The following is a 19,986-nucleotide window of genomic DNA, read 5'->3' on the forward strand; positions in this document are numbered from 1 at the left end:
AACTCAGTTACAAGAGCCTTGCATCTCGTGGATCCACTGCTGGATGAGGGCGAGCCCCTCCTCGTGCACCACGCTGCGGCCCACCTCGGGCATGGCCACCATCGGATCGGTGGAGCCGAGGCGGTAGGGCAGGATGGACGCGTCGGGTGCGGTGGGCACGATGTCGTAGCTGAAGCCCCCCGAGCCCGCGCCCGCGGCCACGGGGCGCTTGCAGACGCCCAGGTGGAAGAGGTCCGTCTCGTCCGTGCTCAGGTACAGGCCGGAGGTACGCGCCGCGCCGGTGCGGCTGTGGCAGTGCGCGCAGTTGCCCTCGAGGTAGGCGCGCGCCCGGGCGTCCACGCTGCCGGTGCTCGGGTCGTTCCACACGGCGAGGCGCGGGGCCTCTGCCGGTGCCGGGGCGCCCTCGAGCGCCCCCACCCGCGTCCAGTGCGCGAGCTGGTTCTCGGCGCCGTCTGCGTACGCGAAGTCGCGGTTGAGCTGCCGGGCGGTGGGGCCGAGCAGGTGCAGCGCGTCCTCGTTCTCGGCGGCGTGGCACTTCTTGCACTGGTTCTTGTTGGGGACGAGGTAGTGCGTGGAGCGCGCCTCGCCGTGCGCGTCGGTCCAGGCCACGTCGAGCACCGTGCCGCCCAGCTGCAGGGTGGCGTCGCGGCCGTCCGCGTCCCACACGTAGGGCAGGCCCACCCAGCCCTGCGCGGTGTGCACCAGCAGCCGCGTCTCGAGCGGCCGGCCGGGGGCATCCGCCTGCCGCAGGTCGCCGGGCGCGGAGAAGGTCTTGGCGACCACGCTGCCCACCGGCAGGTCCATCGCGCCGCTCGCCTGGTAGTGCGCGTGCGCGCCCGGCGGCAGCCACACCAGCCGGTCCTTGTGGGTGTAGTCGGAGAAGAGGGGCGTGTTCAGGGTGTAGGGCAGGGCGCCGCCCTTGGCGACCACGCGCCCGTCCTGCACCTCGAGCAGACACCACGCGGACAGCCGCTCCGGCGGTTGGGTCAGCGCGCCCTCGGGCGGGCCGTCACACGGGGCAGCGGGGGACGAGCCCCCGCACCCGCAGAGCGCGAGTGCGAGGGCTCCGAGCAGCAACAGCCTGGACATGCTCAGGGGACCTGCTGGAGGGTGACGGCCGTGAGCGGCGCGAGGGTGCAGGCGTACGGCGCCACGTCGGTGCTGAAGTGCGTCCAGTTGCCCTGCGCGTCCGGGTCGGCCGCGTTCACGTTCACGAAGCTGGTGGCGGTGCCGATGCACAGCTCCATCGGGTTGTTCGCCAGGCGCGCGCTCGCGTTGGCGCCGGGGATGCCGTCGTACACGTGGTCCGGCACGCGGCCGCCAGGCAGGTACTGGGCGAGCGCGCCGAGCGCCGCGCCCAGCGGGTTGTTCATGTCCGGCGCCGTGCCGGTCTGGCTGAAGGTGTTGTTGTGCAGGTACACGCGGTAGGAGTCCGGGTTGAAGGCCGCGTCGTCCGGGGTCTGGTCCAGCAGCAGGTAGCTGACCACCGACACGCCCACCGTCTTGTTCCCGGTGAAGGTGTTCTCGAACACCTCGACGTCGTGGGCGGCCATCACCAGCATGCCGGTGCCCGCGGGCACGGTGCCCACGGTGTTGCCCTTGGGCGCGAAGTTGGCGGTGTTGTTCTCCACCAGCTGGTTGCGGAACACGCGCACGTGCGACACGTCCGGCACCTGGAGGCCGGGCAGGCCGAAGACGAGGATGCCGCCGGTGTTGGCGTGCGCGTTGTTCTCGTACACGTCCGCGCGGTGGCTGTTCTCGATCTCGATGCCCGCCACGTTCTGGGTGGCCTCGTTGCGGCGCACGACGATGTCCTCGGACTGGCCCACGTAGATGCCCGCGTCCGAGGCGCCCGCGACGTAGCAGTCCTCGATGAGGACCTGCTTGCTCTGCACCGGGTACAGGCCGTAGGCGCCGTGCGCGGTGGGGTTCGCGCCCGTCCAGGTCACGCGCACGTGCTGGAAGCTCACGCCGTTGGTGCCCAGCACCTTGATGCCGTCACCCTTCGCGTCGCGCACGTGCAGGTTGCGCACCGCGAGCCCGTCCGTGCGGGTGGCGGACAGCGCCTCGCTGCCGGCGAGCTGGCCCTTGAAGTCGAGCACCGTGGTCTCGGCGCCCGCGCCCTCGAGCGTCACGTTCGCCACGCCGTCCAGCACCAGCGCGTTCTGGAAGGTGAAGGTGCCCGCCGCGAAGCGGAAGGTGGTGCCCGGCTTCGCGGAGACCAGCGCCGTCTGGATGTCGTGCTCGGTGGCGCCTGCCTCGAACGCCACGCACTCGCCCGTCACGCCCTCGCACGCGCCCTTGTCGTCGGACGAGCAGGCGACCAGCATTCCACTCGCGAGCGCCGCGAGCACCACACGTCTTCCCAGCATGTCGGCTTCCTCCACGCGGGAGGGATGGACACAGTGGGCCGCGCGCGGCCCGCCTCCCGGCGTCCGCGTGTTCTCCCATGGCCTCGTGGCGCATCCGGGTGGCCGGGCGCGCCAGGAGCAGTGGCCGCGCGCGCCACGTGGGGGGCCGGTGCCCGGCGCTCAGCCCTGGCGGTACTGGCCCGGCGTGGTGCCGGTCCAGCGGCGGAAGGCCCGCAGGAAGGTGCTCTTCTCCGAGTAGCCGAGCAGCCACGCCACCTCGTCCAGCGCGCGCTCGGACTCCTTCACGTACAGCCGCGCCTGCTCCTCGCGCACCGCGTCCACGAGCGCCTGGAAGGAGGTGCCCTCGTCGGCGAGGCGGCGCTGCAGCGTGCGCGGGCTCATGCGCAGCGCGCGCGCCACCTCCGCCACGCCGGGCAGGCGCTGGCCCAGGTGCTGGCGCAGCCGCTGGCGCACGTGCAGGGCGAGCCCGCCGGGCACCGGCACGTGCCGCAGCGCCTGCTCGGCGTGCGCGTCCAGGTGCTGCAGCAGCGCGGGGTCCGCGGAGAGCAGGGGCGCATCCAGGTCCGCCGCCGAGAGCGCGAAGGCGTTGGCCTCGGCCCCGAAGGAGAGCGCGGAGGTGCCCAGCGCCTCGGCGAGCCCCGCGAGCAGCCCGGGCTCGCGCGGCGCCGGGTGCGCGAGCCACACGCGCACCGGGCGCAGCGGCCGGCCGATGGCGCGCGCCGTCTCGCCCAGCAGCGCCGCCATCCAGAACTCGTTCGCGTGGCGCCCGAGGCCACCGGGCAGGCCGGGAACCTCCTGGGAGAGCCGCCCCTCCTGGCCCTCCTCCACGTAGGTGAAGCGCACCACGTCGTCGAGCAGCCGCCCGTAGCGCGCGAGCCGCGCGAACGCGTCGCGCACCCGCGGGGCGTTGCGCGTGGCGAACTCCACCAGCCCCCAGGCGCCGCGCGGGAAGAGGGGCGCGGTGTGCACGCCCAGCAGCGGGTCGCCCACGGCGCGCTCCGCGGCGACGAGGAAGGCGCGCAGCTGGGAGATGGACACGAACACGTCCGGTGCCATCTCGGCGTCCGCGCCCAGGCCGAACTCGCGCACGAGCGCGTCCGCGTCCCCGCCCCGCGCGCGCACCGCCGCGAGGAAGGGCCGCACCAGCTGCGTGCGCAGGAAGACGTCGCTGCCCGTTCGGTCCATGGCTCCAGGGCGCAGGATAGCGCCGCGTGCAGGTCCGTCAGCACCCATGCAGCGCTCGCCTACCTGGACGCCGGCAGGCCGACATGCACTGAAGTCCAGGTGCGCCCTGCGCGCCGACCCGCCTCCGCGGCCCTCAGCGCGTGCCGGCCGACGGCGCCTCGGCGCGGGGGGCCGCGTGGTCCGCGGGCGAGAGGAAGCTCAGCACCGCGAGGACGAGGCCCGCGAGCAGCAGGGTCACCAGGAAGGCGAGGCGCACCGTGGTGCCCGTCGTCCACTCCGAGCGGTGGCCCCGCCCGTGGCACAACTTGTACTTCCTCCCGCTCCCACAGGGGCAGGGGGCATTGCGAGACACCTTCATGGCTCCTCCTCGCGCATCCGCCGGCAAGTATGCCACGCGCGCCTCAGGGAAGGACCTGCGCGCGCTCCGCCTGCGGCAGCAGCAGCCGCAGGCTCTCCTTCACCAGCTCGCCCATGGTGGCGCACTCGAGGAAGCCCGGGTGCGCGTAGTGCCGCGCGAGCGCCTCGCGCAGCACCCGCAGCTTCTCCGGCGGCGCGAGCTGCTCCTGGGAGAGCACGCGCAGCAGCGCGCCCAGCCGGCGGCGCGACGCGCTCGCGCGCCGGCCCATCAGCGCGCGCTCCTCCTGCTGGTACTGCAGCGCCGTCTCGCGGTTGAGCAGCTGCATGCCCAGCTGCACGTAGGGCGCGTTCTCGGCGAAGAGGTGCGGCAGGTACACGTGCTTCGCGCCCTCGTAGCTCTGCTGGTCGAAGTCGATGGCGCGGATGCGGAACTGGGTGCCGTCGAAGTCGCCCGTCGCCACCACCACGAAGTTGTAGGCGCGCATGTCCCCGAGCAGCCGCACGAAGCAGCGCTCGTTGAACTTCACGAACTCCTTGGCGATGCGGGTTCCCTTGTAGCGGTGCAGGTGGCCGTGGGCGAAGACGTCGCCCGGGATGCCGGTGATGTGCTCCTCCACCAGCGTGTGCTCGTCCACCAGGTAGCTGATGCGGTTGGGGCTGAGCACGTCCTCCAGCTCGAGCCCGTAGACGCGGCTCGCGTCCGGCACCTTCACGTAGAAGTAGTCGTGGTTGTCGTTGTAGCGGTTGACGATCTTCACCCGGAAGGGGCGCGAGTTTCCGAAGCTGCAGTAGTCCACCCGCTCCACCTGCAGGTGCTGCATCACCTCGAAGTTGCCCGCCGTCTTGAGCCAGGCGTACACGCGCTTGAGCTGTGCGAAGAGCTCGTCGCGCTCGGCGCTCGGGTAGAGCACGCTCTCCCAGAGCGTCTCGCGGTCCTCGCCGTCGCGCAGCGGCACCGAGCCCTCGTAGCGCAGCAGGTCCGCGTAGCGCAGCGGCGCGGGAAGGAAGCGCCCGCCCTGGCGCAGGTACTCGAGCAGCGCGGGGCCGAGCGGGTAGTACTGCTTCTTCTGGAGGATGAAGGCGCTCATCGCAAGGGCCCTCTCAGCCTAGCGACGCGCCGGGGGCTGGGGCGAGCCCTCGTGGGGGAATCGGCCGCGGAGCGTCGCACGCGCGTGCCATCGAGCGGGGCGTGCCCGGCCACTACTGTGACTCGGAGAGAGGAGACGGCGCCATGGGAGCGAAGCTCGCAGCGTACTTCGTGAAGGCTGAGCAGCTGGGAGGCGTGCTGGGCAAGGTACGGCTCTCGGGGCTCACGCGCATGACGACCACGCAGGCGCTCAACGTGGACGACACGCCGGAGCTGGTGGCGCTGTTCGAGAAGTCGCTGGATGCGCTGCGCTCCGACTCGCGCGGCGCGGGGCCGGCTGCGGCGGCGCCGAGCAGCAGCCGCGCTCCCGCGATGGGGCAGGCCTCGGCGGACGCCGCCACGCTGCGCCGGCACATCGGCGTGTACCTGGACCTGATGACCCAGCGCGCGCTGCTGCAGGGGGACCTGCGCGAGACCGCGCGCCGGGTGGACGAGGCCGCGAGCCAGGCGCTGGACGTGGAGCGCGTGAGCGTGTGGCTGCTGGACGACGCGCGCACGCGCATCGAGTCCATCGACCTCTTCGAGCGCGCCGGGCACAAGCACTCGAGCGGCGTGCAGCTGTCCCAGGCGGACTTCCCCGCGTACTTCGCCGCGCTGGCCACCGAGCGCACCATCGCCGCGCACGACGCGCACACCGACCCGCGCACGCAGGCCTTCTCCAAGGGCTACCTCACCCCGCTGGGCATCGGCGCGCTGCTGGACGTGCCCATCTGGGTGGAGGGGCGGATGATCGGCGTGGTCTGCCACGAGCACGTGGGCCGCGCGCGGACGTGGAACGCGGACGAGGAGCAGTTCGCCTACCTCATGAGCGCCTTCGTGGCGCTCACGGCCGAACGCGTGGCGCGCCGCTAGTGGCCCGCGCACGCTGCGCGCTGGCGTAGCATCCGGGAGCGCCGCGCGAGGAGCGTCCCGCGCGCGCACCGGGAGGGTGGATGGACCGTCGTTCCTTCATGTACGCCGCGCTGGCGGTGACCGCAGCGCCCAGCGCCCTGGCGCAGTCTCATGCAGCCCCTGCCGCGCGCCCCGCCGCGCCGGAGTTCCCGCCGGTGGACGCGCGCACCGTCTGGCTCGTGGGAGATGGTCCGCCCGGCGACCCCACGGCGTTCGCGCCGCGACTCGCCGCGCTCGTGCAGGCGCACCAGGGCCCGGCGCGCGACACCTACCTGGGCGGAGGCGCCGTCGCCGAGCTGGAGGCCGCCTTCGCTGCGCTGTTGGGCAAGGAGGACGCGGCCTTCTTCCCCACCGGCACGCTGGCGAACAACGTGGCGCTGCGCATGCTGTGCGGCGAGCACCCCCACGCGCTCGTGCAGCACGAGAGCCACCTCTACCGCGACGAGAGCGATACGCCCGCGCGGCTCGGGGGCATCACGCTGGTGCCGCTCGCCGCGGGCCGCACCTCGCCCACGCTCGAGGAGGTCTCCACGGCCATCGACGAGGCGGAGAAGGGCCCGTACCCGCTGAAGGTGGGCGCCATCGCGCTGGAGAGCCCGGTGCGGCGCACCAACGGCGCGCTCGTGCCACTCGAGACCGTGGCGGCAATCGCGAAGCTCGCGCGCGCCCACGGCGCGGGGCTGCACCTGGACGCGGCGCGCCTGCTGCTCGCTCCGCCCTCCGTGGACGTGAAGGCGTACGCTGCGCACTTCGACACGGTGTACGTGTCCCTCTACAAGTACCTGGGCGCGCCCTTCGGTGCGGTGCTCGCGGGGACGAAGGCGCAGGTGGCGCAGGCGCGCGAGCTGCGCCACCTCTACGGCGGGCTCATCGCCCAGGGGTGGATGGCGGCGCTCGTCGCGCTCGACTCGCTGCGCGGCTTCTCCGAGCGGATGGCGGCGGCGCACGCCGCGGCCGCGCGGCTGCTGCAGGCGCTCGAGGCGAAGGGCAAGGTGCGCCGCCGACCCGAGCCGAACCCCTCCAACATCCACCTGCTGGAGATGAGCGAGGCGCAGGCGCAGGCGGCCTTCGAGCGCTGCCGTCAGGCGGGCGTGCGGCTCGCGCACTGGAGCGAGGGCGCGGTGCCGCTCTACGTGAACGAGACCCTCACGCGCCGGCCGGTGGAGGAGTACGTGAAGCTGCTGCTCGGCTAGGGGCGGGTGAGCGCCCGCGCGTCAGGTCTCCGATCGCGTCGACCACGCGAAGCGCTGGGGCCGGGAACGCGCGGACACGGGAGTGGGACGAGGCCTTACTCCCCGCGGCATCCACTTTTCCGGGGCTGTGCGGTTGTCCGGACCTGCTCTACGTGAGAGCATCGGAGGCTTCGCGCCCGCCTGGACCCTGCGCGCCTGGAGCCCTGCACATGCCCCGCCTCCACCTGCTCTGTGTCCTCTCGCTCATGGGGCTCGCCGCCTGCGACGACGCTCCCTCCCCGGAGCCTGTGGGGGGACAGGCGCCGCCGGTCGAGGCCGAGCCCCAGCGCATCGAGATCGCCCCCGGTGAGGCGTCGAGCAGCCCGCTCGACTTTGCCACGCTCAATGGCGTCGCCTACTTCAGCGCGGACGACGGTACGTCGGGGCGGGAGCTGTGGCGCACCGACGGCACCCCCGCGGGCACGCACCGCGTGGCGGACCTGCGGCCTGGCTCCCAGAGCAGTGGTCCTCGCTGGTTCGCGCCCTTCTCGGGCGCCTTGTACTTCGTTGCGGACGGCGAAGACGGAACCGAGCTCTGGCGCACGGACGGGACGGTGGAGGGGACGCGCCGGGTGCTGGACCCCGTGGCCACGGGGCTGCGCCCCAGCTACGTCTTTTCCAACCCGCTGGGGCTCTTCGCGCTCTCCGAGACGCCCACGGACGCGCAAGAGCTGTGGTTCCTGCGGGAAGGCGCCTCGACGCCGGTGAAGCTGACGAACTTCGCCGCAGATGGGGGCTCGGGCTTCATCCACGGCATGCAGCACCTGGGCGGGCTGCTCTACTTCATGGCGCGCCAGGGAACGATTTTCCCGGACGCGTTGTGGGTCACCGATGGAACTCCCGAGGGCACGCGCAAGCTGGCCGGGAGCGGGGACACCCAGTGGGGGGCCGTCGGGGTTCTGGGTCAGCGCTACCTCTTCATCCAGCCCCAGCTGGATGGCGGCGTCTCGCTGCGCTACAGCGAGGGGACCCCCGAGTCCACGGGCGCCGTCGCCGTGCTGCGCGAGCCGCCAGCGACGCCCATGGGCGCCTCGGGCATGCCCTACGCACTCCTGACCACGGCCGGCGCGAGCACCTACTTCCCCGTCAACGAGCCCGACGGGACGGCCGTGCTCTGGGAGACCGATGGCACCGCGGCCGGTACCCGGCGCGGGCTCACCCTGCCCGGAGGCTCGCTGCCCACGCCCATCGACCTGCGCTCCTGGGAGGACCACCTGCTGTTCCGGCACAACGCGGGAGGGGGAGCGTCCTGGCTTTGGGTGAGCGATGGCACCGCTGCGGGGACGCGCGCCGTGACGTGGGATGGCGACGTGCGGCCCGACCTCATCCTCTCGAATGCGAAGCCCTGGGAGGTGACCGCTCAGCATGCCTTCTTCTGCGCGCAGACGCCGGGGCTCGGCGAGGAGCTGTGGATGGCGGACGCAGGGGGCGTGCACGCGCGGCCGGTAGCGGACCTTGCGCCAGGAGCGGCCGGGTCTGACCCCGCCATCCTCCTCGTGCTGGGCAACCGGCTCTTGTTCCGCGCGGATGACGGGACGCACGGCAGCGAGCTCTGGTCGCTCGACCTGGGCGTGCCCGCGACCACCGGCGCCGCAGCGCCTGAAGGGGAGCGGGGCCACTAGCCCTTCGAGGCGGTGCCGCCGTCGCGGCCTGCTGCTGCGGGGAGATGCTCCGGAAGGTCGCCTCCCGCTCGGGGCCCTCCCCTCCCACGCGTGCGGCTCAGCGTGTGGGGAGGGGATAGCGCACGACGAGCCAGGGCAGCCACCCTGTGAGGGTGTGGGGGCCCGGCGGCTCGAGCACGTCGAGCGCACGGGCGCAGGCGAGCGCGTCCTCGAACCGGTCGATGAGGCCATTCCCATTCGGGACGACGCCGGCGGCCCTCAGCGCCGCGCGCTCGTCGCGATGCCGCGACTCGGGGCTGTTGAGGGCGCACCCCACGTCCTCGACGAGGAGCTCGTGTCCCAGCACGGCGCCCCCGTCGGCGAGCGGCGCCGCGCGCCGGCAGGCCGCCTCATGGAACCCGCTGGCTCCCTCGGGCGCGAAGCCCGGCGCGGGCGGGGAGGGCGCGGTGGCGCTGCAGTAGGTACTCACCAGTGAGCGGTGCAGTCCGATACCCCAGAGCTCGAGGCCGGCTGCGCGCTGCAGGAACGTGCGTGCGGCATGAAGCGCATCCTCGAGAGTGAACAGGACGCTCCACGCACCGAAGGCCGAGCCGAAGCTCTCGTCCGCCCAGGCCATCACGCGGGGGAGCTCCTCCGCCGCGATCCCGAAGTCCGCAGCATCCTCGACCCGCCCTTCATCGGAGTCACGGGTCCACGAGAGTGCCCAGGTCGCCGGGAAAAACCTGCGCCGCGTGTGGTCATGCGCCAGGGTGACCGAGCGAAGGTCCAGGCCGCCGTGACGGCTCGTGGACTCACAGGAGAGGAAGTAGCCGGCGGCCACGTACTCGTGAAGCGTCACCATCGGCGCAGGCTACCGCTGCAGCGAGCCGGTGAGGAGCTCAGTGCATCCTCCCGCCCGCTCCTGCGGAGGAGGGCGCCCTCACGCCTGCGCGCGCGGCCAGTGCAGGCCCGTGAAGGGGTTGGGCGGCGTGGGCTCGTCCGGGCTGAGCATGGAGGGGGCGACGTAGAGCCCCACCCGCTCGCGCTTCCACCAGGCGCCGGTGGCCTGGCGCGTCGCGCGGTCGCTCATCCGGTACTTATAAAGGGTCGCGCGCACCATCTTCGGCGGCCCCTCGGGGAAGGGGTTCGACTCGAAGAGCGCGAGCACCTCGGGTGAGCCCTCCAGCAAGCGCCCCAGCAGCGCGAGGAACCAGCCCGGGGGACTGGAGAGCGCGGCGAACCACAGCTGCCAGTCGAGCCGGGGCTGGTGCGGCGCCACCCAGCGCGGAGGCCGGTTCAGCGGGCCCGGCTTGTAGCGCATCGGGTAGGCGCGCCAGGTGACGCCGTCGTTGGAGCCCTCGATCTCGATCTCCGGCCGCTCCAGCGTCATCACGCTGAACAGCCCGTAGCCGTTCACCGAGCGCAGGGGCGCGGCCCACTGCGCGAGACGGTCCAGCCACGCGGGCGGGTTGCGGGGGCGGTCGAAGCGCGCGCCCAGCTCGCGCAGGGACAGCGCCACGAGCGGCGCGGCGACGAGCGCCTTCGCCCCATGTCGCCACGCGCGCGTGGGCCGTGCCGGCGCGGGCTCGGGCACCCAGCGCGCGAGCGCGTGGTCGTCCAGCAGCCACACGCCCATCACCGCGGACAGCAGGTTGAAGAAGCCGTAGTTGCCCGTGGCGGCGATGCCCGCCTGTAGCCCCGTGAAGCTCCAGAAGCCCGCGAGGCGCAGCGGCCTCGGGAGGAAGGAGAGGAAGGGCGCCGCCGTCTCCAGCGCGAGCGTGACCGCAGTGCTCGCCTTCTGCGCGCGCAGGGGCAGCTGGTGCGCGTGCCAGCCGAGCCGCGTGGGCAGGGGCGTGGTCTCGTGGTGGATGGCCATGGCGGTGAGGTCGCGCCAGGTGCGGTCGCCGGACTGCAGCTTCGCGAGGCCCGACTCGAAGTAGAGCTTGAAGACGAGCCAGCGCATCAGCGCGAGGTCCAGCGCCGAGGGCTCGCGCTCGCCCATCCCGGGCCGCAAGCCTCCGGGCGCCACCAGCAGCGCGTGCGCGCTCGTCTCCAGCAAGAGCACGTCCCACTGGAAGGAGAGGAAGGCGCGGCCGGTAGAGGCGTAGGAGAGGTAGAGCGCCCACAGCGCCGCGAGGCTCGCGCGCGGCGCCACGTTCGCCACCAGCGCGAGCGCGAGCAACTGCCCTGCGCGCGTGCCATTCACGAGCGCGCGGTCGGAGGCGCCGGTGAGCCAGAAGATGCTGGGCACGCGCGTGAGCCGCTCCTTCCCCAGCCGCGGCTCGAGGTCGTCGAGCAGCTCCTGCACGGGCGCGATGCCGCGCGCGCCGTACAGCCCGCGCACCTGGCGCCCCAGGGAGGTGAAGGCGATGAGGTACACGCCGCCCAGCAGCCGCAGGAAGAGCCAGCGCACCTGGCGGTGGCTGCTCGCGCGCGCGCCGCGCAGCACCCGGCGCTCCAGCCGGCTGGCCGCCATGCGGTGGCGCGCCACCTGCCGGTACGCGAGCTCCGCGAGCCCGCGCACCCCGGGCAAGAGCCCCGCGCGCGCGGCGAGGCGCACCGCGGGCGCGCGTGCGTAGAGCAGGGAGCGGAACACCGCGCGCGCCCCCTGCGTCACCCGCCCCGAGGGCTCCACCAGCTGCACGGAGCGCCGTGCGTCGGCGCGCCGGATGCCCAGCAGCCAGAGGGGCAGCAGCTGCTGCGGCGCATAGCGCACCCGCGCTCCCGTCTGCGTGCGCCAGCGCGCGACCCACCGTCGGCAGAAGCCGCAGTCTCCGTCGTAGACCATGAGGGGACGGCGCAGCGGGTGCAGGCGCATGGCGGCGTTCTCCGGGGGCGGGGGCCTCTACCGCGCAAAGGTGCGCTGCCCTCGCGCGCCTGCCACACCCGCGCTGCCTCCCTGCCTGCTCTCTCGGGCGCAAGGCTCGCGCCGCTGCGGCGTGCCCGCGCACGATTTGCGCCGCGCGCGGCCTGCGGGCTCCCTGCGCACGGGGCGGCGCGCGTGGCACCCGCCTTGCTCAAGGGCGGAGCATGACTGCACTCTCCATGGCGAACCCCGACCTGCCCCCCACGGTGGATCTGCGCGCCGAGCAGCAGCGCACGCTCGCCACTCCGCGCCGCCGCTACGGCTTCCTCGCCCGCCTGCTCTTCATCACGATGGACCTGGTCTACGGGCGCAAGCGCACGCTCTCCAAGTTCAAGGTGCTGGAGCTCATCGCGCGCGTGCCCTACCAGACCTGGGAGCACGTGGCGTACGTGGCGCTCACCCACCGCTACCGCCAGCCGCGCTTTGCCCGCCGCATCTTCGAGTTCGTGCGCGAGGCGCGCCTGCAGCAGGACAACGAGCAGTGGCACCTGCTCATCCTCGAGGAAGCGGTGCAGCGCTCGGGCGTGCAGGAGGGCTTCCTGCGCTACCGCGTGGTGCCGCAGCTCATCGCGTTCTTCTACTACCACGTCAGCTGGCTGCTCTACGTCATCAACCCCAAGCTCTCCTACGCGCTCAACGCGGACTTCGAGGACCACGCCGAGCACGAGTACATGCTCTTCGTGCAGGAGACGCCCGCCTTCGAGAGCCAGCCCTTCGTGAGTGACTTCCGCCAGGACTACGGCGCCTTCCGCAGCATGGCGGACCTGCTGCGGCGAATCGGGCTGGACGAGCGCGAGCACAAAGACGAGAGCGTGCTGCGCATGGTCCAGCCCCGCTTCGCCTGAGCCTGGTCGCCTGCTCTGCCAGCGTGGGGCCGGCCCACTTGCGCGCCCCTCCCTGGACAGCGCGAGGAGCGTCCCTAGCTTCCCCTCCATGGCTTCGCTCCCGGTGGACGGGAGCCACACACGGAGGGGGAACTCACATGCGCAAGGCACTGCTGGCGGTGGCGATGACGGGTCTGGTCGGTCTGGTGGGCTGCCACCGCGAGACCCGCAACGACATGGCGAACGACGCGAAGAGCGACGCGAAGGCCGCCACGAACAAGGCCCAGGACGCGGCCGAGACGGCGGGCGACAAGGTGGAGAACGCCACCGACAAGTCCGACAGCAAGACGGTGGAGAACGCGGGCGACAAGGTCGAGAACAGCACCGACCCCAAGTAGCTAGCCCGCAGGCGCTGACGGCAGGGCGCGCGCGCGGTGCGCGCGCGCCCGCCACAGCAGGAAGGCGGCGAAGGTGGGCGCCGCGAGCGAGGCGAGCACGATGCCCGCGTCCACCACCCCGCGCACCCGCGGCAGGTTGAAGCTCAGCGCCTGCGTGAGCGTGAGCAGGGCATCCGCGGTGACGGCCACCGCGAGCCCCAGCGCGAGCCGCGGCCGCCAGCGCACGCTGAGCGCGTAGAGCGCCGGCGCGACGAGCGCGTCGAAGAGCACCCAGCCCCACTGCACCCCGCGCGAGGGAAACCACTGCCGCCCCGGAGCGAGCAGCAGCGCGAGCGTCCAGGGCACGAGCAGGAGCGCCATCAGCCGCAGCAGCAGCGTGGGCCCGCGCAAGAGCGTCCGCAGCCCGAAGCGCAGGAGCCCCCCGCGCGAGAAGGCCGCGAGCGTGTCGTAGAGCGCCGAGGCCGCCGTCTGCTCCCGGGGGTAGCTCAGGTAGATGGGGTCCCAGCGCTGCGGGCGCAGCTTGGCCTTGAAGGCGCGCAGGCCCTCGAAGTCGTAGAGCGCCGAGCCCAGCCAGCGCGCGAGCCGCAGCGGCCGCGCGAGCGCGCCGGCGAGCGGCACCATGCCCAGCGTGAGGTAGGGCGCGCCTTCCGCCGCGGCCGCCCGCATCGCCGCGTCCACCAGCAGCTCGGCGCTGCCGTTGGGCGCCTCGCCGCTGCGCAGCAGGTCCTCGAGGAACCAGCCGCTGCGCCCGTACACCGGCACGGCGTTGAGGAAGGCCACCAGCCGCCCGCCCTGCTCGGCGACGAAGAGGCGCCGCTCCTCGGGGAAGCCGAAGAGGTGCAGCTGCACGAGGAAGCCCATGGGCGCCATGGGGCGCGTGGCGAGCCACCCCGCGAGCAGCGCCTCGATGGCCTGGCGCGTGCTGCCCGGCGCCTCGCCCAGCTCCTCGCTCGAGACGCGCCGCACGCTGACGCCTTTCGCGCGCGCGCGCCGCAGCTGCTCGCGCAGGGAGCGGCTCCCCTTCAGTGTGGCCTCCCACTCCGAGGGCACCCACACCGGCTGCTCGCCCACGTGCAGGCGCTGGAAGGGGGAGCGGTCGCTGAAGCGCGGCTCGATGGCGAAGAAGCTCGCGCGCCTCCCTGCCGCCCGCGCCGCGCGCACGAAGGCCTCGGCCACCGGGATGACCTGCTCGCGCGCCGCGATGGGCGCGCCGCCCGCCACCCACGCGCGCCCCGTGTCCACGTACGCCACGCACGCGTCGGCCTCGCTGGCGCCGCTTCCCTCCGGGAACCAGTAGCGGAACTCGGGCTCCAGCACCTGGAAGCTGGTCGCGTTCCAGCCGTGGCGCCGCAGCAGCGCGAGCACGCGCTCTCGCTCGGCGGCGGGCTTCGGGGCCGCGGGGGTCTGGTGCGTTGGCGTCACGGGCGGTGGTGCTCCTGCGCTCGGCAATCCCTCACCCCGCCCCTCTCCCAGAGGGAGAGGGGACGGCACAACCCGTTTCTCTCAGTGCGCCGGAGCGGCCGGGGCGCGCCCGCGGCCCAGCCCCTGCTCCGGCTGGAACTCCGCGTGCAGGCGCCGGTGGTGCGCGCTCAGCAGGTCCGAGCGGGTGAGGATGCCCACCAGCTTCTGCGGATCCTCGGCGGACACCACCGGGAGGCGCCCCACGCCCTCGCGCACCATCTGGTCCGCGGCGTCGCGCATGGAGCGGTCGTCGAACACCACCGAGGGCGCGCGCTTCACCAGCGAGCCCACGGTGAGGCCGTCCGCGGCCGGGCCCTCCTTCACCGCGAGGAAGTCGCGGCGGGTGAGCACGCCCACCAGCCGGCCCTCGGCCGAGACGACCGGGTAGCCCTGGTGCTGGTAGGGCGGCAGGGCGGAGAGCACCTTCGGGGCGACCTCGGCGAGGGGCGCCTCCGCCGCGAGCGTGACGAGCGTGCGCCGCGCGTGCTCGCGCACCAGCTCGCCGGCGAGGAAGTCCGGCGCGTACTCGCTGGGCACGCGCGCCCCGCGCCGCGCCATCTTCTCCGTCATGATGCTGTGGCGCATGAGGAGGCAGGAGACGAGGTAGCTCGCCGCGCACCCGCCCAGCAGCGGCAGCAGGCCCACCGTCTGGCGCGTGGTCTCGAAGGCGAACACCACGCTCGCGAGCAGCGCGCGGCTCGCCCCCGCGAAGATGGCCGCCATGCCCACCAGCGCCGCGAGCCGCACGTCCACGCTCAGCCCCGGCACCAGCGCGATGGCGCCCGCCGCGAGCGCCGAGCCCACGCCGCTGCCCACCGTGAAGAGCGGCGCGAGCGTGCCGCCCGAGGTGCCGCTGCCCAGCGCGATGGACCAGGAGACGAACTTGAGCAGCACGAAGGCGAGCATGCTCCAGCCCACCAGCTGCCCGCCCAGGATGTCCGTGATGTTGCTGTAGCCCACGCCCAGCGTGCGCGGGCTGAAGTAGCCCACCACGCCCACCGCCACCGCGCCCAGAGCCGGCCACCACATCCAGTGCAGGGGCAGCTTCTCGAACGCGTCCTCGATGGCGTACACCGCGCGCGTCGCGACCACGCTCACCACGCCGATCACCGCGCCCAGCAGGATATAGAAGGCGATGGCCGTGGGCGTGGGGGTGGGCAGCGTGGGCATGGGGAAGGCGGGCGCCGAGCCCTCCATCGCGATGCGCGCCGCCGCGGCCGTGGCGGTGGCGAGCGCCACCGGGATGAGCGAGCGGCCGCGGTACTCGAAGAGCAGCAGCTCGATGGCGAGCACCACCGCGGCCACGGGGCTGCCGAAGGTGGCGCTCATGCCGGCCGCCGCGCCCGCCGCGAGCAGCGTCTTGCGCTCGTCCGCGGTGATGCGCAGCAGCTGCCCGAGGAAGGAGCCCAGCGCGCCGCCGGTGGCGATGATGGGCCCTTCCGCGCCGAAGGGGCCGCCGGTGCCGATGGCCACCGCCGCGCTCAGGGGCTTGAGCCAGGTCATCTTGGGCGGGATGCGGCTGTGGTTGTAGAGCACCTGCTCCATCGCCTCGGGGATGCCGTGGCCGCGGATGGCCGCGCTGCCGTAGCGCGCCATCACGCCCACGATGAGCGCGCCCACCACCGGCACCGCGATGACCCACAGCCCCAGGTGGTGGTTCCACGGAGTGACCGGCTCTGCCGACAGCTCGCCGTAGAAGGCCAGGTGCGTGACGAAGGCGATGAGGTGGGTGAGCACCACCGCCACCACGCTCGCGAGCAGCGCGAGCCCGATGCTCAGCACGCTGATGAAGACGGTGCGCCCGCCCACGTTGCTGCCGGGCATGGGCGCGGGCACGGTGTCCAGCGTGGGCTGCATGGACGGGGCGACGGGGAGGCGGTCGTGCTGACCGGGGAGCTTCTCAGGCGACTTCACGGGTGGACCTTCTTCTTGTTGCGAGAGGGGGTGGGACGCCGGCTCTCCTCCTCGAAGAAGAGCGCCGGCGCGAGGTGACTGGCGCCCAGCTCGGCGAGCAGGGCGCCCAGGCCGCGCGAGAGGCCGCGGCGAACGGTGGGGGTGAGCTGCGCGAGCGCCGCCTGCAGCGCGGCGCCCGGAGAGGCCGGCGCGCGCGCGAGCAGGGTCCGGCCGCGCGGGGTGAGGGTGAGCACGGCGCGGCGGCGGTCTCCGTCCGCGTGGCCCCGCGCCACGAGGCCCCGCGCGATGAGCCGCTTGGCCACCACCGACACCGAGCTCTGGTGCGTGGCGGTGTGCACCGCGAGCTCGCCCACGCTCGCGCCCGGGTGCTCGCCGAGCCGCTGCAGCACGAAGAGCTGCGCGCCGCTGATGCCCAGCTGCCGCTCCGCCGCGCTCGCCGTGAGCCGCAGCGCCTGCACGAGCCGGCGCACGTCGTCCATCAGCGCGCGCAGCTCGGGGGTGGGGGGAATTGCATGGGAGCCCATATATCTCCCGGTCAAACTACGGGGCAATGCCCCGCGTCGCAAGCTGGACGCAGGGGAGGGGGCGCGCCCACTTCATCGTTGCCATCGGGCCTGAACTGGTGTTCAGGTGGGCCGCGCATGCAGCGAGAGCCGCTCCTCCGCCTCGTCACCCAGCTGGGCCGGGCCTTCACCGCGCGCGGCATGGGCGCCCACGCCCGCATGCTGCGCGTGTACTTCCTCGCGCTGCGCCACGGGCTCGCCGACTCGCGCAACGCCGTGCGGGTGAGCCTCACCGAGGAGAGCGTGCTCGAGTGGCTGCGCACCCTGCGCGTGCCGCCCTACGACTCGGTGGACGCGGGGGGCTACCGGGTGCAGCGGCGCGGCGAGGGCTGCGGCACCTGCGCCGCGCGCGGGGAGACGCCCACCGTCATCACGGATGCCGTGTTCCCGGGAGGTGCGCGCATGCGCTGCCGCTCGTGTACCAGCGTGTGGCTGGAGGAGGACGCGGTGCCCCACCGTGAGAATGCGAAGGGCCGCCACGGTCTCCCGTGACGGCCCTGGGGTGTGCGGCGCTCGCCCGGACGGCTACGCGGGCTGGCAGACCTGGCGCAGGATGTCGAGGCTCTCGAGCGCCTTGCCCGCGCCGATGACCACCGCGCTGAGCGGGTCCTCGGCGAGGAACACCGGCAGGCCCGTCTCCTCGCGCAGCAGCGTGTCCAGGTTCTTGAGCAGCGCGCCGCCACCGGCGAGCACGATGCCGCGGTCCGCGATGTCGCCGGCGAGCTCCGGCGGAGTGCGCTCGAGCGTGAGCTTCACCGCCTCGACGATGCCGTTGACCGGCTCGGCGAGCGCGTCGCGGATCTCGTCGCTGCTGATGGTGAGCGTGCGCGGCACGCCGGCCACCAGGTCACGACCCTTGATCTCCATGGTCATGACCTCGTCGGTCGGGTACGCGGTGCCGATGCCCATCTTGATGAGCTCCGCCGTGCGCTCGCCGATGAGCAGGTTGTACTTGCGCTTGATGTACTGGATGATCGCCTCGTCCAGCTTGTCGCCGCCGATGCGCACGCTCTTGGCGAACACGATGCCGGCGAGGCTGATGACCGCGACGTCGGACGTGCCGCCGCCGATGTCGACAATCATGTTGCCGCTGGGCTCGGTGACCGGCAGGCCCGCGCCGATGGCCGCCGCCATGGGCTGCTCGATGAGGTAGACCTCGCGGGCGCCCGCGTTGGCCGCCGCCTCGCGCACCGCGCGCCGCTCCACCTCGGTGATGCCCGAGGGGATGCCGATGATGATGCGCGGGTTCACCAGCGTCTTGCGGTTGTGCGCGCTCTGGATGAAGTAGCGCAGCATCGCGGCGGTGATCTCGAAGTCGGCGATGACGCCGTCCTTCATCGGGCGGATGGCCACGATGTTGCCCGGGGTACGCCCGAGCATCTCCTTGGCCTCCTTGCCCACCGCGAGCACCTTCTTGCCGCCGCGGGCGTCCTGCTGAACAGCCACCACCGAGGGCTCGTTGGACACGATGCCCTGGCCGCGGATGTAGATGAGCGTGTTCGCGGTGCCAAGGTCGATGGCGAGGTCACGCGAGAAGAGGGTGTGGAGCCAGTCGAGCATACGGGGGCGGAAACTTTCAGGGACCGTGCGGCATTTCAGCGCCGAGACGAATGGCGCGCGAATGGCGCGCGAAGATACCCGCTGGCCCGCACATCGGGAACAAAAGAACGGGAGTGTCCACCGCCCGGCCCGTGGGCGTGCGGGCAGGCACGCCTAGGCGGCGGGCGCGGCAGCGGGGGCGTCGAAGGTGCGGGGCGGAGGCACCGGCCCCCCGGTCACCTCGGGGAGGGGCTCTCCGGCGCCGTCCCCGCCCTGGGCCTCGGCCTGGGCCTCGCGGTACTCCGGCGTCTGGCGCAGCGCCTCGCTGGTGAGCTTGAGGAAGGCCTCGCGCACCGGCTCGAACGCCAGCGCGGCCGCATACCAGGCAGGCGCGTAGTCGAGCCGGATGAGCCCGCTCAGGTTGCAGCGCGCGTGCGAGTAGTCCCACGGGCAGCGGCCGAGCGCGCGGCGCAGGAGCCAGCCGGTGCCGTACTCGGCGCCGAAGATGACCCCGGTGTACGCGAGCGCCCGGACGGCGCGCGGGCGGTGCTTGAGCCGGTCGTAGACCTTCTCCAGCACCAGCGCCGTGGCCCCGTAGATGGGGTGCATCCAGAGGAAGGTCTTCGCGGTCCCGTGACGGTCGCGCTGGAAGATGGCTGCGCTCGTCCCCGTGAAGCAGACCTCGAGCACCCAGCCGACACACCCGTAGAGCAGGAATCGCGGTAGCACGGGGGAAAGCTAAGGGCCGTGGGCCGCCCCGGGGAGGGCGGCCGCACGGCCCCTGGAGCCGCCGCGCGCCCGGGCGATGGGCATGCGACAGCGGCCCGTGGTCAGGGGGACAGGATGGCTGTCCACCCCTGGGCACTTCGAGGGGCGCGCCTCAGCGCTTCAGCGAGTACTTGCCGATGGCGTAGAGGGCGCGGAAGCCGTCCTTCCAGCCGATCTTCTTGCCCTCCTCGTAGGTGCGCCCGTGGTAGCTGATGGGCACCTCGAAGACTCGCCAGCGGCCGCGCGCCACCTTGGCGGTGAGCTCCGGCTCGATGCCGAAGCGGTCCTCCTCCAGGGTGAAGGTGCGCAGCACGTCCGTGCGGAAGGCCTTGTAGCAGGTCTCCATGTCGGTGAGGTTCAGCCCGCTCACCATGTTGGAGAGCGTGGTGAGCAGGTGGTTGCCCATGGAGTGCCAGTAGTAGAGCACCCGGCGGGGGCTGCCGATGAAGCGGCTGCCGAAGACCACGTCCGCGTCGCCGTCCAGGATGGGCTGCAGCACGGCCGGGATGTCGCGCGGGTCGTACTCGAGGTCGGCGTCCTGCACGATGACGATGTCGCCGCTGGCCTCGGCGAAGCCGCGGCGCAGCGCCGCGCCCTTGCCCTGGTTCTTCTCCTGCAGCAGCACCTTGACCTGGTTCTGGTTCTTCGGCGCGGCGTTCGGGAGCGCCGCGATGCCCTCGCGGGCGAGCCGCTCGAGCACGTCGCGGCTGCCGTCCTTGGAGCAGTCGTCGACGAGGACGAGCTCCTTGGGGAAGTCCACGGCGACCACCCGGCGCAGCAGCTCCTCGAGGGTGCGGATCTCGTTATAGACGGGGATGACGAGGGAGACGAGCATGGGCGGGCGCTCTAGCCCATTTCCCACCCCGCT

19 protein-coding genes are annotated in these 19,986 nt (G+C 73.0%); 6 read left to right on the forward strand and 13 right to left on the reverse strand.

The features are described from left to right. Positions 1–3 precede the first annotated feature (3 nt). The 5 genes from FGE12_RS04155 to FGE12_RS04175 form a co-directional block, all read right to left on the reverse strand. Entirely contained in the window at positions 4–1,089 is a 1,086-nt protein-coding gene (locus FGE12_RS04155) for an SO2930 family diheme c-type cytochrome (RefSeq protein ID WP_153864958.1), read from the reverse strand. 2 nt (positions 1,090–1,091) lie between these two features. Then, positions 1,092–2,372, reverse strand: a complete 1,281-nt coding sequence (locus tag FGE12_RS04160) for a parallel beta-helix domain-containing protein (RefSeq protein ID WP_228530571.1) — start codon at positions 2,370–2,372, stop codon at positions 1,092–1,094. Between the two features lie 159 nt (positions 2,373–2,531). Then, positions 2,532–3,557, reverse strand: a complete 1,026-nt coding sequence (locus FGE12_RS04165) for an AraC family transcriptional regulator (RefSeq protein ID WP_194797573.1) — start codon at positions 3,555–3,557, stop codon at positions 2,532–2,534. A 133-nt stretch (positions 3,558–3,690) separates the two neighbouring features. Further along, positions 3,691–3,915 (reverse strand): SEC-C metal-binding domain-containing protein, encoded by a 225-nt coding sequence (locus FGE12_RS30190; protein ID WP_153864960.1) that lies wholly within the window; start codon positions 3,913–3,915, stop codon positions 3,691–3,693. 43 nt (positions 3,916–3,958) lie between these two features. Continuing rightward, positions 3,959–5,002 carry a hypothetical protein gene (locus FGE12_RS04175; RefSeq protein ID WP_153864961.1) on the reverse strand — a complete coding sequence of 348 codons (1,044 nt, stop codon included), beginning with the start codon at positions 5,000–5,002 and terminating at the stop codon, positions 3,959–3,961. Positions 5,003–5,145: 143 nt separating this feature from the next. Between FGE12_RS04175 and FGE12_RS04180 the strand changes: the two genes are divergently transcribed. The 3 genes from FGE12_RS04180 (at position 5,146) to FGE12_RS04190 (ending at position 8,806) form a co-directional block, all read left to right on the forward strand. Then, positions 5,146–5,913: a GAF domain-containing protein gene (locus FGE12_RS04180; protein WP_153864962.1), complete on the forward strand. Its 768-nt coding sequence runs from the start codon at positions 5,146–5,148 to the stop codon at positions 5,911–5,913. Positions 5,914–5,993: 80 nt separating this feature from the next. Beyond that, complete coding sequence (locus FGE12_RS04185) at positions 5,994–7,145, forward strand: low specificity L-threonine aldolase (RefSeq protein ID WP_153864963.1); 1,152 nt, start codon at positions 5,994–5,996, stop codon at positions 7,143–7,145. A gap of 209 nt (positions 7,146–7,354) precedes the next feature. Continuing rightward, complete coding sequence (locus FGE12_RS04190) at positions 7,355–8,806, forward strand: ELWxxDGT repeat protein (protein WP_153864964.1); 1,452 nt, start codon at positions 7,355–7,357, stop codon at positions 8,804–8,806. 97 nt (positions 8,807–8,903) lie between these two features. Here the strand turns inward: FGE12_RS04190 and FGE12_RS04195 are convergent, their stop codons facing one another. Both FGE12_RS04195 and FGE12_RS04200 read right to left on the reverse strand, forming a co-directional pair. Then, positions 8,904–9,647 (reverse strand): hypothetical protein, encoded by a 744-nt coding sequence (locus FGE12_RS04195; protein ID WP_153864965.1) that lies wholly within the window; start codon positions 9,645–9,647, stop codon positions 8,904–8,906. Between the two features lie 78 nt (positions 9,648–9,725). After that, positions 9,726–11,603 carry a lipase maturation factor family protein gene (locus FGE12_RS04200; protein WP_153864966.1) on the reverse strand — a complete coding sequence of 626 codons (1,878 nt, stop codon included), beginning with the start codon at positions 11,601–11,603 and terminating at the stop codon, positions 9,726–9,728. Positions 11,604–11,815: 212 nt separating this feature from the next. On the opposite strand from FGE12_RS04200, the gene FGE12_RS04205 reads away from it, so the two are divergent. Next, complete coding sequence (locus tag FGE12_RS04205; protein WP_153864967.1) at positions 11,816–12,496, forward strand: alternative oxidase; 681 nt, start codon at positions 11,816–11,818, stop codon at positions 12,494–12,496. A gap of 137 nt (positions 12,497–12,633) precedes the next feature. Continuing rightward, positions 12,634–12,873 carry a YtxH domain-containing protein gene (locus FGE12_RS04210; RefSeq protein WP_153864968.1) on the forward strand — a complete coding sequence of 80 codons (240 nt, stop codon included), beginning with the start codon at positions 12,634–12,636 and terminating at the stop codon, positions 12,871–12,873. Here the strand turns inward: FGE12_RS04210 and FGE12_RS04215 are convergent, their stop codons facing one another. The 3 genes from FGE12_RS04215 to FGE12_RS04225 all read right to left on the reverse strand — a co-directional run bounded on the left by FGE12_RS04215 (position 12,874) and on the right by FGE12_RS04225 (position 16,772). Continuing rightward, on the reverse strand, positions 12,874–14,295 hold the full coding sequence (locus FGE12_RS04215; RefSeq protein ID WP_194797574.1) for a DUF2156 domain-containing protein: 1,422 nt from the start codon (positions 14,293–14,295) through the stop codon (positions 12,874–12,876). 81 nt (positions 14,296–14,376) lie between these two features. Continuing rightward, entirely contained in the window at positions 14,377–16,248 is a 1,872-nt protein-coding gene (locus tag FGE12_RS04220) for a chloride channel protein (protein ID WP_370458879.1), read from the reverse strand. Continuing rightward, complete coding sequence (locus FGE12_RS04225) at positions 16,245–16,772, reverse strand: MarR family winged helix-turn-helix transcriptional regulator (RefSeq protein ID WP_228530572.1); 528 nt, start codon at positions 16,770–16,772, stop codon at positions 16,245–16,247. The genes FGE12_RS04220 and FGE12_RS04225 overlap by 4 nt, the downstream gene beginning before the upstream one ends. 117 nt (positions 16,773–16,889) lie before the next feature. On the opposite strand from FGE12_RS04225, the gene FGE12_RS04230 reads away from it, so the two are divergent. Continuing rightward, positions 16,890–17,303: a hypothetical protein gene (locus FGE12_RS04230; RefSeq protein ID WP_153864970.1), complete on the forward strand. Its 414-nt coding sequence runs from the start codon at positions 16,890–16,892 to the stop codon at positions 17,301–17,303. A gap of 33 nt (positions 17,304–17,336) precedes the next feature. Here FGE12_RS04230 and FGE12_RS04235 read toward each other — a convergent pair whose 3' ends face one another. The 3 genes from FGE12_RS04235 to FGE12_RS04245 all read right to left on the reverse strand — a co-directional run bounded on the left by FGE12_RS04235 (position 17,337) and on the right by FGE12_RS04245 (position 19,953). After that, the gene (locus tag FGE12_RS04235; protein WP_153864971.1) at positions 17,337–18,371 is read right to left on the reverse strand and encodes a rod shape-determining protein; all 1,035 of its coding nucleotides are present in this window, start codon (positions 18,369–18,371) and stop codon (positions 17,337–17,339) included. Between the two features lie 153 nt (positions 18,372–18,524). Next, positions 18,525–19,079 (reverse strand): hypothetical protein, encoded by a 555-nt coding sequence (locus tag FGE12_RS04240; RefSeq protein WP_194797575.1) that lies wholly within the window; start codon positions 19,077–19,079, stop codon positions 18,525–18,527. Positions 19,080–19,230: 151 nt separating this feature from the next. Next, on the reverse strand, positions 19,231–19,953 hold the full coding sequence (locus FGE12_RS04245; RefSeq protein ID WP_153864972.1) for a glycosyltransferase family 2 protein: 723 nt from the start codon (positions 19,951–19,953) through the stop codon (positions 19,231–19,233). Between the last annotated feature and the right edge of the window lie 33 nt (positions 19,954–19,986).

This window comes from Aggregicoccus sp. 17bor-14, from assembly GCF_009659535.1.
In the GTDB taxonomy this organism is placed as follows: Bacteria; Myxococcota; Myxococcia; order Myxococcales; family Myxococcaceae; genus Aggregicoccus.

Bases quoted from the DNA above. Each gene is read 5' to 3' on its own strand.
- FGE12_RS04165 (WP_194797573.1), bottom strand. From the start codon at position 3,557: ATGGACCGAACGGGCAGCGACGTCTTCCTGCGCACGCAGCTGGTGCGG.
- FGE12_RS04160 (WP_228530571.1), bottom strand. From the start codon at position 2,372: ATGCTGGGAAGACGTGTGGTGCTCGCGGCGCTCGCGAGTGGAATGCTG.
- FGE12_RS04190 (WP_153864964.1), top strand. From the start codon at position 7,355: ATGCCCCGCCTCCACCTGCTCTGTGTCCTCTCGCTCATGGGGCTCGCC.
- FGE12_RS04235 (WP_153864971.1), bottom strand. From the start codon at position 18,371: ATGCTCGACTGGCTCCACACCCTCTTCTCGCGTGACCTCGCCATCGAC.
- FGE12_RS30190 (WP_153864960.1), bottom strand. From the start codon at position 3,915: ATGAAGGTGTCTCGCAATGCCCCCTGCCCCTGTGGGAGCGGGAGGAAG.
- FGE12_RS04230 (WP_153864970.1), top strand. From the start codon at position 16,890: ATGCAGCGAGAGCCGCTCCTCCGCCTCGTCACCCAGCTGGGCCGGGCC.
- FGE12_RS04205 (WP_153864967.1), top strand. From the start codon at position 11,816: ATGACTGCACTCTCCATGGCGAACCCCGACCTGCCCCCCACGGTGGAT.
- FGE12_RS04210 (WP_153864968.1), top strand. From the start codon at position 12,634: ATGCGCAAGGCACTGCTGGCGGTGGCGATGACGGGTCTGGTCGGTCTG.
- FGE12_RS04185 (WP_153864963.1), top strand. From the start codon at position 5,994: ATGGACCGTCGTTCCTTCATGTACGCCGCGCTGGCGGTGACCGCAGCG.
- FGE12_RS04245 (WP_153864972.1), bottom strand. From the start codon at position 19,953: ATGCTCGTCTCCCTCGTCATCCCCGTCTATAACGAGATCCGCACCCTC.
- FGE12_RS04175 (WP_153864961.1), bottom strand. From the start codon at position 5,002: ATGAGCGCCTTCATCCTCCAGAAGAAGCAGTACTACCCGCTCGGCCCC.
- FGE12_RS04200 (WP_153864966.1), bottom strand. From the start codon at position 11,603: ATGCGCCTGCACCCGCTGCGCCGTCCCCTCATGGTCTACGACGGAGAC.
- FGE12_RS04195 (WP_153864965.1), bottom strand. From the start codon at position 9,647: ATGGTGACGCTTCACGAGTACGTGGCCGCCGGCTACTTCCTCTCCTGT.
- FGE12_RS04180 (WP_153864962.1), top strand. From the start codon at position 5,146: ATGGGAGCGAAGCTCGCAGCGTACTTCGTGAAGGCTGAGCAGCTGGGA.
- FGE12_RS04225 (WP_228530572.1), bottom strand. From the start codon at position 16,772: ATGGGCTCCCATGCAATTCCCCCCACCCCCGAGCTGCGCGCGCTGATG.
- FGE12_RS04155 (WP_153864958.1), bottom strand. From the start codon at position 1,089: ATGTCCAGGCTGTTGCTGCTCGGAGCCCTCGCACTCGCGCTCTGCGGG.